7 protein-coding genes are annotated in these 13066 nt (G+C 35.5%); 1 reads left to right on the top strand and 6 read right to left on the bottom strand.

Translation table 11 applies throughout. From position 1 onward, the window contains the following. A complete protein-coding gene (locus tag RRY75_RS02195) occupies positions 1 to 1791 on the top strand; it encodes an alpha-1,3-galactosidase-related protein (RefSeq protein WP_332492216.1) in 1791 nt (596 codons plus the stop codon). 171 nt (positions 1792 to 1962) lie between these two features. On the opposite strand, the gene RRY75_RS02190 is transcribed toward RRY75_RS02195, so the two are convergent. The 6 genes from RRY75_RS02190 to RRY75_RS02165 all read right to left on the bottom strand — a co-directional run. Further along, positions 1963 to 2379 carry a DUF1284 domain-containing protein gene (locus tag RRY75_RS02190; RefSeq protein WP_332492214.1) on the bottom strand — a complete coding sequence of 139 codons (417 nt, stop codon included), beginning with the start codon at positions 2377 to 2379 and terminating at the stop codon, positions 1963 to 1965. Beyond that, positions 2360 to 2908, bottom strand: coding sequence for a biotin transporter BioY (locus tag RRY75_RS02185; protein ID WP_332492212.1), 549 nt, complete (start codon positions 2906 to 2908; stop codon positions 2360 to 2362). Before RRY75_RS02185 ends, RRY75_RS02190 begins: the two co-directional genes overlap by 20 nt. Before the next feature lie 143 nt (positions 2909 to 3051). Then, positions 3052 to 5274 (bottom strand): formate C-acetyltransferase, encoded by a 2223-nt coding sequence (gene pflB, locus RRY75_RS02180; RefSeq protein ID WP_332527787.1) that lies wholly within the window; start codon positions 5272 to 5274, stop codon positions 3052 to 3054. Between the two features lie 270 nt (positions 5275 to 5544). Then, positions 5545 to 10176, bottom strand: a complete 4632-nt coding sequence (locus RRY75_RS02175) for an Ig-like domain-containing protein (RefSeq protein WP_332715541.1) — start codon at positions 10174 to 10176, stop codon at positions 5545 to 5547. A 291-nt stretch (positions 10177 to 10467) separates the two neighbouring features. Beyond that, positions 10468 to 11322, bottom strand: a complete 855-nt coding sequence (locus RRY75_RS02170) for an Rpn family recombination-promoting nuclease/putative transposase (RefSeq protein WP_332527789.1) — start codon at positions 11320 to 11322, stop codon at positions 10468 to 10470. Between the two features lie 217 nt (positions 11323 to 11539). Then, the coding region (locus RRY75_RS02165; protein ID WP_332715538.1) for a DUF1611 domain-containing protein at positions 11540 to 13066 on the bottom strand (1527 nt) is incomplete at its 5' end.

Here is a 13066-nt window from a genome sequence, read left to right as displayed (position 1 = left end):
ATGACACCTATACAAATCATTTATGCCAAAGATCTTGGTATCCTCCCAAATACAAATAAGGATATGACACATCTTTTTAAATCCATGTTAGAGGCACATCCTACTCATACTCATTTTATTTTAGAAAAGGGTACTTACAGATTCTCTTCTGACTATGCTACACAGGCACACTACTACTTCTCAAATACCGATCAAGATAACCCTCGCCACCTTTCTATCTTCATTAAGGATATGGAAAATATTATTTTAGACGGTGCCGGTAGTACTTTTATCTACGCTGGTCAAACAAGTCCTATTGCTGTGGATACTTCACGTAATATCACTATTCAAAATATTATTATTGACTGGGATATTCCTCTTTCTGCAGAAGGTAAAGTTATAGCATCTTGCAAAGAATGGGTAGATATGCGTATTGATACAAAGCAATTTCCTCACTATGTTAAAGACAATCAGCTCTGGTTCAAGGGGGAAAACTGGGAATCTTATAGCAATGTTCTTTATAATACATTCGTTCAATTTGATCAAACAACAAAAAAATTAGCGTATCGCACAGGGGATTTATTCTACAGTGAAAATCACGAACAACTAGAAGACGGCCTTATTCGTTTCCATGGCTCTTTCGATCCCATTCCTACACCAGGCAACTTCGGAGTACTTAGGCATAACAAACGCTTACATCCTGGCCTCTTCTTAAATCAAAGTACTAACTTAGCTATTCACAATGTAATTTTGCATAATACAGGTGGTCTTGGTATCTTAACTCAGTTCTGTGATACTCTTTCCTTTAGCAACGTGCGCTTTGAACCAAACCAAGCTAAGGGTAGACGTGTCTTAACAGGCCATGATGATGGACTCCATTTATCTAACAACAAAGGACATATTACTGTAGCAAACTGTTGGTTCTACGGTCTTATGGATGACCCTATCAATGTCCATGGCACATCTTTACGCATCACTGAACTTGTAGATGCACATACAGTAAAAGGTATCTTCGCACATCACCAAGCTATTGGCTTTGATTGCTGGGCAAAAGAAGGGCATGACATTTCCTTTATTGAACGTCTTTCCATGGCATCTTGTGGCGTACGCCAGGCTAAAAGTTTTATACTTCTTTCCCCAACTGAATTTGTGCTCACTTTTGAAGGTGAACTTCCTGAAGATATTCAAGTTGGCGATGCACTCGAAAACTTAACTAACTCTCCTTCTCTTCTTTGCAGACACAACTACTTTGGTAGTTGTCGCGCACGTGGTGTGCTTGTGTCTACACCAAGAAAGGTAGTGATTGAAAACAATGTATTCGATTCAGCTGGTTCTGCAATCCTTGTAGCCGGTGATGCCAACGCGTGGTATGAATCTGGAGCTTGTACAGATGTTTTAATCTGTGGCAATCATTTTAACGAATGTGTAACTTCTATGTATCAATTCTGTGAAGGCATAATCAGTATTTGTCCTGAAGTGCCAAAACCAGAACTTAATAAACCTTTCCATAGAAATATCCGCATCGTAGACAATACATTTATGGCATTTGACTACTCTGTACTCTACGCCCTTAGTACAAAAGGACTTGAGTTTAGTCATAATAAGATCATCAGAAGTTATATGTATAAACCATTTGGCGACCACAAACATATGATCAATCTAGAATATTGCCAAGATGTACGTATTGAAAATAATGTACTCCTTGGCGATGTACTTGGTCAGGATATCCACACAAAGGGGATGTTGTCTACAGAAAACCACGAAGAAACCTTCCCTATTAATTCCACAGGTACATTACAGTATTTTGCATAACTATTAGCACTACCTAATGGCACTCTAGTCATAGCCATTTTCTGTTGTATAAAAAAGAAACACGCTAAAACCAGCTTTCGCTCATTTTAGCGTGTTTCTTTTCTTTAAATTCTCCTATTCAAGACAATCCTTCTGTGCTATTTCATACTATACATTTGGCAAACAAATGAGTTAGCATTTCCATCGGTGTTTCTGCTTTGCTATTTTTTCTTTGCTGCACACACCCTGCTTATACCATTCACAACTACTACAAATCTTGCTAAATGTATGTTCATTATAATGACTATAAATATTTTCAACAATCTCTTTAAATGTATATACTTGCTGTTCTTGTAAGTTATATTGTTTAAGCGTTTCTTTGTCTAACAACTCTATTTTCGAGTCATTTTTGCACACTGCTTCAACCAGATTTGGACAATCCTTACACAGATGATCAATACTTTTTTCCAATATAATATTCTGCTCAAAATGCTCCAATAAATAGGCTACAACTTGATCCATATTCTCTACAAACTTCTGACTATAGCCCCTTCCCTCATAAAAGAATATACAGTTAATATGATGTGGCCTAAGCTTTAATATTTCCATTCAATATTCCTCTAATCTGCTTTTTGATTTGAAGCGCAACAACTACAGCTATACTTGTTAAAACAAGGTCTTTAACAATAAATGGATAGACACCTGCTACCATTGCTTCTGAAAAAGACACACCCAATACACCTTTTAATTGAAGTGTTCCTATTGCATACTGCATGAAAAGCGCTACATAAGCTCCTACAAAAAGTACCTTCTGATTTTTTTGCTCTGCTGCCTTTCCTATTATAAACGCCAACACAATAAAACCCGTTATATATCCACCTGTAGGTCCTATAATAACACTTATCCCCCTACTAAAATTTGCAAATACCGGTACCCCTATAGCACCTACTAATGTGTATATAATCATGACTAGTGTTGCTAACTTAGATTCTAATACAATAGCAAGTAAAATAGCTCCAAAGATTTGCAGTGTTAGTGGCACAGTTGGTAACGGAATAGCCAACTGCGAAAATGCACCCATCAATGCGACTCCTAATCCTACAACCGTCATTTCTTTTGTTGTTAATTTTGTTTGCATTCTTATCCCCCCTGTATTTTTATAATTTTATCATAAACTATTTTTTTATTTTAGTAAACCTATATTTTAAAAATAGTTTACTTTTATTTTTACAAAACAAATATCCCTAAAGCTAGTTTCTTCTAGCCTTAGGGATATTTAAATTACATTCTTTCGTGGAATGTTCTACTAATAACGTCTAATTGTTGTTCTCTTGTTAACTTAATGAAGTTGACTGCATATCCTGAAACACGAATTGTAAGTTGTGGGTATTTCTCTGGATGATCCATAGCATCTAATAGAAGGTCTTTGTGAAGAACATTTACATTAATGTGTTGTCCTGTTTGCCCAAAGTATCCATCTAAAATACCTACCATATTTTGGACACGTTCATGTTCAAGTTTTCCAAGTGTTTGTGGTACTAATGAGAATGTATAAGAAATACCATCTTGTGCATGCTCAAATGGAATTTTTGCGACTGAGCTACATGCTGCAAGCACACCTTTTGTTTCTCTACCATTCATTGGGTTCGCACCTGGTGAGAATGGTACACCTGCTTTACGTCCATCTGGTGTCGCACCTGTTTTTTTACCATATACAACATTTGATGTAATAGTAAGTACAGACTGTGTATAAGTGGAATTTCTATATGGGGTATGTCTTCTGATTTTTTCCATGAAGTCTTTTGTAAGTTGAACAGCAATGTCATCCACACGGTCATCATTATTTCCGTATGCTGGGTATTCACCTTCAATTTCAAAGTCAATAGCAATACCTTGTTCATTTCTAATTGGTCTAACTTTTGTATGTTTGATTGCAGAAAGTGAATCTGCTGCTACTGCAAGTCCTGCTATACCACAAGCCATAGTACGGAATACTTCTGTATCATGAAGTGCCATTTCAATTCTTTCATAGCAATATTTGTCGTGCATATAGTGAATGATATTTAAGGCATCTGTATAAGTTTTTGCAAGCCAATCAGTAGCTATTTCAAAGTTTTTCATCACTTTATCATAATCCAAAACTGCGTCCGTCATTGGATCAATGCCTGGTATAACTGGTACGCTAGCTTTTTCATCTACTCCACCATTGACTGCATAAAGTACTGCTTTTGCAAGATTTGCACGTGCTCCGAAGAACTGCATTTGTTTACCAATTCTCATAGGTGATACACAGCATGCAATACCATAGTCATCGCCAAATTGTGGTCTCATTAAGTCATCACTCTCATATTGAATAGCTGATGTATCAATTGATACTTTTGCACAGAAATCCTTGTATCCTTGTGGGAACTTTTCACTCCAAAGTACTGTTAAGTTTGGTTCTGGAGATGGTCCAATGTTGTAAAGTGTGTGTAAGTAACGGAAACTATTTTTAGTTACAAGTGATGCACTGCCATCTTCTACGATTCCACCAAGTGATTCTGTTACCCATGTTGGATCACCTGAGAATAAATCATTATACTCTGGTGTTCTGAGGAATCTGATGATACGAAGTTTCATAATAAATTGGTCAATAATTTCTTGTGCTTCCTCTTCTGTGATAATACCTTCTTCAATATCTCTTTGTGCGTAGATATCAAGGAATGTACTTGTTCTACCGATTGACATCGCTGCACCATTTTGTTCTTTTGTAGCTGCAAGATATGCAAGGTATAACCATTGTGTTGCTTCTTGGAAGTTAACAGCTGGTCTTGATAAATCAAATCCGTACATTTCACCAAGTTGTTTAAGTTCTTTAAATGCTTTGACTTGTTCTGCAATCTCTTCACAATCTCTCATTGTTTCTGAAGTAAAGACAGTAGATTTTGCTGCTTTATCTTTAAGTTTTTCTTCAATCAAACGATCTACACCGTATAAAGCAACTCTTCTGTAATCACCAATGATACGTCCACGTCCGTATGCATCTGGAAGACCTGTTACAATCCCTACTTTTCTTGCCTTACGAATGTCAGCATTGTATACATCGAAGACACCTTCATTATGTGTTTTTCTATATTTTGTGAAAATCTCTTTCATTTCAGGTTCAATTTCATAGTCATATGAGTTCAATGCCGTTTCAACTGTTCTAATACCACCAAAAGGTTGTACTGAACGAACAAGAGGTTCTTCTGTTTGAAGGCCTACTACTTTTTCTAAATCTTTATCGATGTAACCAGCATTGTGTGAAATGATAGTCGAAATAGTTTTTGTATCTACAAAACAACCTCTTTCTCTTTCTTTAACCATGAGTTCACTAAGCTGTTCCCAAAGCTTTGTTGTATTTTCTGTTGGACCTGCTAAGAAGCTCGCATCTCCTGTATATTCTGTATAGTTATTAACAATAAAGTCTCTTACATCGATTGATTCGTTCCATTTTCCAGTTTTAAAATTTCTCCATTGATTCATAAGTCATTTCTCCTGTCTATGTAAAGTGTTTTACACTTTGTATACTGTATACATGCTTTCTGTACATTTAATATACCACAGACAAGTTTATTAATCAATAATAATTATTAATTAATTTTAATTTCTTCCTATTGTTATCTACTCATTGTATTTTCAACTTTAAAATACTATTCCCCCTCCTTGTCTCCTCCTGATTCATATAGTTTGTAAGTTAAGCTACTAAAATAAGCCGATTAGGTATATGATTCCTAATCGGCCTATTTTTATCTATTAGAAGTGCATTTGATAAAGCTTAGTTTTTGTTACATCTCCATTTTCTGGAAGTATTTCTATTTTAGTCGTTCTACTATTATTTGTTGCTGGAATAATTGTTACCCGTGCATTTTGAGTAGCTACTACTACTACTTCTGGCAAATCATCTCCCTCAACACTAACAGTACAATTTAAGCTTTCATCAAAACTTTCTATAATATTATGACCATCTACTAAAATGGCTTCAACATGATAAGATTCATAACTAATGGCTTCTTTACCATATGCTTCAATTTCTGTAATCGCAATGCCTTTTAAGTGCTCTTGTCTTGTCATATTCAAACGAATTGCATAAGTATGAACGGCATCAAAACTGAAAGTTTGCATACTACCAGCCTCTACTCCTACAGTGTTTAATGTGAGCCCCTCAACAACTTGCCAATTGGCTATATTTGCGAGTTCACCTTCTGTTACATGTCCAAAGTTACTTGGTGCTTGTGGTTCATTGCTTGGTACATAGTATTCAATCGTGAAATCTTTTGGTGCACCTGTCTCATGGTCACTGAAGAATCCAACTTTAATTGTATCTATATAGCGTTTCGTAATATTTCCACCTTCAGCAAAGAGGATTCCTACCCATTCATTCTCACGTGGTACCACTTGCCAGTTGCTCCATCTATTATGGCTTTCTGGCTCAAACGCAATAACAGTATCATTCACTGCATGAATGCGGTCTCTTGACTCTTCTACATCATTGGTAAAGGATGCTAAAGCAGCCGGGAACTCAGAGCCTGTCCATTGCTTAGCATAGTTATTACTTACTTTGATTTGCTCTTCTTGTGTTGTGATTCTTATACTTGCTTCTACCTTCGCAAATGGTGCTTCAACATGTCCAACTACTTTGGCGTATCCTACTTGTGTATAATCTACACCTGCTTCATCCCATTTTACTAGTTTCTCTTCTTTTGTGTTATCACTATAATAAACCATTACTTTTTCTGGTAAAGTAGCTGGGAAATTCTTGGCTGTTGCTAAGGATACTGCCTGTGTTGCAATAACACCTCTAACTGTCACCATTGCTTTTGCTACAAGTTCTTGTCCTTCTACTGTCCCTGTTACTTCAAACTGATTATACTGGCTATACTGTTCTGGTACAATCGCTGCCCATTTCACTGGTACAAAACGAGGGAACCCTACATTAAAGTAAGCTTGAATAGTACTTGGTAATACTGGTGCCTGACCTACTTCGCTTATTACTTGAATCGGTGCAAATGCTGTAATTGTCTTATCTACTTCATTGGCTAAGATATGTAGAACTACTTCATTTGAAACGCTTGTAATGCCTTCATAGCTTACTTTAGCTCTAAGACTTACTGTCCCTTTGGTATAAGCATAAATATGACCTTCAACAAGCTCAACATGCCCACCATCCTCTGAGGTCATAACATAACTAATCTCTGCTGCATTACTTGGAACATATGTACCATCTTCTTTAATGATTGCTAAGTTAAAAGCTGTTTGCTCATCTTCTTTTAACTTTGTTGTTGCAACTTGTAGGCATACTTCTTGAAGTTGTGGACGAGTTTCTTCTATATGAATCATATAAGTTGTTGCTGCCTCTACACGAATCACGCGACCACCTGTAGTTGATGGTACAATACGTACTGAACCTGACTCCTCGTCATCGGTCTCTACCTGAATATCTACAACTTTTTTGCCATATGGTACTTTGAATTGATATACGGTTGTTGCCTCATTAAAATCTGCTACTGGTACACCGTTTAAAATAATACTATTTACCTTTGCTCCTACTCCATCTACACCACTCATCTGTGCAACTGCTACTTCTGCTATTACTTGAGTCGATGTATGGCGCATTTCTCCAAGTACGTTGAATGTACCCACTTGTTGAAGTTGTACTGTATCTATACTTTCCCACTTCACTGCTTCTAGACACTTCGTACCATCTGTGTGAATCATTTCTACAGTCTGTGGTAAGTTTGGTTGTTCACCTACTTGAGTTCTTACTATTACTGGGGTATAGCCTAACACCTGTTTCTCGTTATCTGCCACACTGTCTTTTGTATAAATCGTAAGAGCATCACCTTCTAGGCCACAAGAACTTGCCTTCACTGTAAAACTTCCACTTCTTGTTGTAGATTGTACAATAACAAGTGCCTTACCATTGAATGCTTTTCTTATCCAGGTACCATCTACTTGACTTTGATAGCGTTCATGACTAATAGGATTTCCATTATCTACACCTACAATTTTTCCTTCTCCTATAAGTTCAAACTTCACTTCATTGTCTGCTGTTGGTACAAAGTGACCTGCATTATCTGTTACATCCACTGCAATATAACAAAGGTCTTCTCCATTTGCATCAATAACTACACGGTCTGCTTGCAACTTAACACCAAAAGCCTTTCCTGATGTTACAATAGTGTCTTTAGCTACTACTTCACCTGCATTGTCTCTAGCTACTGCCTGAATCGTTGTACCAGGTGCATAAGTGTATGTCAACCTCCACTCTAAGTAAAGCTTCTCACTTATTTCAGATTGTTGTTGATATTTAACTCCATAATTTGTTTCTTTTTGTGCAAAAGATTGTACCCCCTGGCTTACACCATCTATAAAGAGTTCAACATGTGGTGCATTAGAGTATACTCTTAAAGGAATCTTGCCATCTACACCTGTCACGTTATTTCTTAAAGTCTCCTCTTCCCAATTCCAATGTGGAAGAATATGAACCATTGGGCTATCCTCTACATTTTTCCACACACTTTGATAAAGGTAATAATCATCCTTAGGGAACCCTGCTGTATCTACAATACCAAAGTAAGAACTCTTGGGTGATAAGCTGTGCCCTGGACCACCTGTGTTATGCCATGGCGTAGGCTCTCCAATATAGTCAAAGCCTGTCCAAATAAACTGTCCAGCTATATATTTACGATCTCTATCTTGAATCCATGCGTGACTTGCACTTGCACCCCAGCCTACATGGTCGTTGTCGTAAGAAGACTGTTGATAATCTGCATGGTCTCCTGAGTCATGTACGCCCATAGTATCTGGATGGCTATATACGCCTCTTGACTTAGTTGCTGAAGATGTTTCTGAACCATAGATAGCCCACTCTGGATGCTTGGCATGAATACTATCATAGTTACCCTCCGCATAATTAAAGCCCACTGTATCTTGTACCGCAGCTATATCTTCATGCCCACCTTCACCTGTACCAAATCTAAATTTATCCGCACCTTGCGTAATGCCTCTTGTTGGGTCAACTTCTGCTACCCACTTTTTCATATTCTTAATGGTTTCAAGAGAACGTTCATCTCCTGATGCTTCACCTACTTCGTTTCCTACAGACCATTTAATAATACATGGGAAGTTGCGTCCACGTTTCACCATACCTTTTAAATCAAATTCCGCCCAAGTTATTGTATTAGATCCATTTGGGTGACTACTAGAACCTTGACTAAAGAAACGACCTAAATCATATTGCTTCTTGCCATAATACCAAGTATCAAAAGCTTCATCAATGACCATAAGTCCTTTTTCATCACAGATTCTAAGTAAGTCATCAGCTGCTGGATTGTGGGTAACACGGATTGCATTTGCACCCATCTCTTGCATAATTTCCATTTGACGCTCTATTGCACGTGTGTTGGCAACTGCCCCAAGTGCGCCTTGGTCATGATGCATACATACACCTTTTAGCTTCATCCACTCACCGTTAAGTGAAAATCCTTCATTAGCATCAAATTTTACCCATCTAAAGCCCCATCTTGTTTCATATGTATCCACAACTTCATTGTCTACTAAGATTTCTGTACACATTTTATAAAGGTGTGGTGTGTGAATAGACCAAAGTTTTGGACCTACCACTTGTAATTGTTGCACTACAGTCTGTAGTTCTCCTGCTTCTAAGCTTACCTTTGCTAATTCTATACCTTCTGTTTCTACACTATTACCTGCATAGTCTAAAACCGTTTGGCGTACTTGAACGTCACTTGCATGCATGAAGTCATTCTTAACCTCTGTTTGTACACAAACCGTTGCTTTTCCACTTCCATACTCTGCTTCAATGTTTGGTGTTGTTACAAACGTACCGTATTCTGCTACATGAATAGGATGAGTCACCACTAGCTCCACATCACGGTAAATACCACTTCCAGAATACCATCTACTACTAGGTTGCTGGTTGACCACTTTGACAGTAATGTTATTTTCCGTTACACCATCTATTATTAGATACTCTGCAATGTCATAAGTAAATGGCATATAACCATTAGGATACTTTCCAACTTGTTTGCCATTCACATACACTGTGCTATCCATATAGACTCCACCAAAGTGGATTGCTACTTTTTTACCTTCCATTTCCTTTGGTAAGATTAATGCTTTACGATACCAGCCTATTCCACCATCTAAGTAACCCGCTTCTGAACCTACTAAAGAGTGTTCAATATTAAAATCAAACTCTATACTCCAATCATGTGGTAAATCTAATTTTCTCCAATTAGAATCATTATAATTCACTTTATAAGCATTACTCCTATCCTCTGTAGGATGATTGATATCCCCAGCCCAGCAGAACTTCCAATCGTGGTTCAAGTTGATACTACGTGTCATTTGTTGAATTGCCATTAAGTTATTCTCCATTTCTCACTTGATTACTTTTCATATTCTAAAACTTCTATCTTAAATTATACTATTTTTATTATTGTTTAAAAAGCTAAAAAGTTAATTTTACTTAATTTTTTTAGTAAAAAAACACCTATTAAGGTGTTTAGATATTTTATATTACTTCTCCCCTATTATATAAAATAGGGGGCTACCGCATTAAGAAGAAATACTACAACATATATTGTATGTAAATTCCTTAGTGCAACAGCCCCTTGTATAAATTGTCATGTACCTGGTATAATTACAAAAGTGTTAACTTTTGTTTGCTAATTGTTCTTGTCTTAACTTAGCTATCTCTTGTTCTGATAAACCTGTTTTTGTAGCAATCATTTTATCATCCAACACATCTAGCAATGCTCTAGCTACCTTCTCTATTCCTTTCTCTATTCCAATCACTTCTCCTTCTTCCCTCGCCTTATTTAGAGCACTTACTTTATCTTTTAATATCTTTGCACGCATCTCATACATTGCTCTTTGTTCTTCATTATTACTCATCCTTATGAGTTCACTCTTAGCTTCTCTTACTTCTTGAATAGTAAGTTCTAGATTCCTTACTTTCTCACTCTCTGGGTCTTTTAGAAACTCTGTCCATGCCACAAGCATATCTGTTTCATCACTATCTTTCGGTAGCTTTGGTATTTCTATAAAATGCATTTCTATCACATCTGTTAATTCTTCATTACTCTGTATTTCCTTCAGTCGATACCCTGTGTGAAATACTTCTGTCTTCAGGTACTTAAAATTAAGGATATTGATGCATATAGTTCTTTTTAAGCTAGCATAATCGTCTCCTTCTCCCAATTGTTCTTCATACATCTTACTTAAATAATAGAGACTTCTTTTCACCATATTATGTTCATTTTTAAGCTGTATTTCTATATTGATAATCTCTTGATGACTCGTCACTGCCTTAATATCTAATCTTGAATACTTATCCTCTATAAAATGTTTCGCAATATCTGTCCCCTTAATTTCTACCTCTACTATCGGTTCTGCTGGTTGCAGTATGGCATTTAGAAATGAAATTAATATTTCTGGGTGTTTTTCCGACCCAAAAATATTCTTAAAAACAAAATCCACCTTCGGATCCAATAATCCTTTTCTCACTCTATCATCCTCCTACTCTTCTATACGTTATCTTATATTTTAAGTATAACCCAGTTGATTGATAGATAGAAGTACTTCCTTAAATAAAATAACCCCCCACAGATAATTTACTGCTATCCGTGGGGGCTCTTGAATTGTGTCTGAATTGTCATATACATGGTACCGTTACAAAAGTGTTAACTTTTGTTTGCTAGCAACTTTATAACCACCTACTCTACTAGGAAAAATATTCTACAATTTCATCTGTAAGAACTTCTATATCTGACTGTATACCCAAACAATAAACCTTTATACCTAATATATTTTCCATCTCATTTTTGCTATTAATACTTTCTACTTTATCTAGATACATTTTCTCTACAATATTATTCTCATCTCTTATTCTCTTAATAGGAAATATGACGACTGAAATCACTTTACAATTAACACAGTTTTCTAAAAACAAAATCGTTCTTTGTACATACTCTATTTCATCATCTGCAAATACAGTTAAAATGACAATGTCAGGTTGCGTCCCCAGTAAAAATTCTATCTGTGGAATAGAATAATGATCTAAATTCCCTGTATTTTCAGTTACACTTCTAGATTGACATCCAACAATAATTAAATCCTTATCCCTGTTTGAAATTTCATGCAACTTCATATTCAAATATGTAATTGTATCATATCTATTAATAATATTTTTTGTATTATATCCGAATGGAAAACAAGCATCTATACCAAAAAGCAATGCTGAAGGCTCTGAACCAATTTGTCCAACGTTATATCCTCTTTCTAATAAAGACTCTCTTAATGCTAGTTGTAATGTAAATTTACCTTGCTTTGAATCCGTCCCCCATATACCTACTACTGGTTTACTAATTTCATATAATTTACCAAATGGTGCATATATTCTATTATTACTATCTAAATTAGGGCAATATGATTTTGCTTTTTCTAAACTATATGTTGTAATTTCTTGGAATTCATCAAATGTAAATATGTTTTTTCCATTTTTATCACATTTCATTATAAGTGTTTCAATAATTTTCTTTATTTTTTTATTTGTACACAGATCAGTAACATGACCTAATATAAGCGTATCAAATGTGTCAATATTTAGCTCATTAATATCTTCTATAATATAATCTTTTGGTAATACTTCATTTAAGAACTTACTTACTTTAGTTCCTACTAACCCTGAATACTTCAAATCAAATACATGTTCCACATCAAATTCTAATAGTTTTGAATAACGAATCAAGCTATGGATTTCTTTATTAAAAGGAAATAATATACATTTTTTATACTCTTTTACTGGATTTTCTTTCTGTACACTTTTACTTTTTCTATGATTATGATTTTTTATTGATAATTCGCACATAATATTTTTTATTTGTTTAAGCGAGTGATTTGTTATTATAAAATTAGATAATATCCCCGATATATGTGCACATGCTAAACTATTTCCTTCTTGAATAACATAATTACCTCCATTACTAATTACCCTCTGTTGACTACCAAAACCACAAATATTTACATCACTATCCTCTACATATTCGATATCATTTATTGTTTTACAGCTTTCTCCAGTTGTAACACCTACTACGCTATCAAATACCGCCGGATACGACATAGCGCCACTATTATCAAATGCAGATATAATAATAATATTCTTTTCTACTAATTTATTACAAATTACTTCTAGTTGTTTTAGTTTATCAATTTCATCTATACAACTAATAGTCATACTTAAATTTATAAT

Origin of the sequence: Niameybacter sp. (genome assembly GCF_036655075.1) — a bacterium.
In the GTDB taxonomy this organism is placed as follows: domain Bacteria; phylum Bacillota; class Clostridia; order Lachnospirales; family Cellulosilyticaceae; genus Holtiella.
The sequence above is the reverse complement of the archived record's forward strand: the minus strand, read 5'-3'. Positions and strand labels throughout refer to the sequence as shown.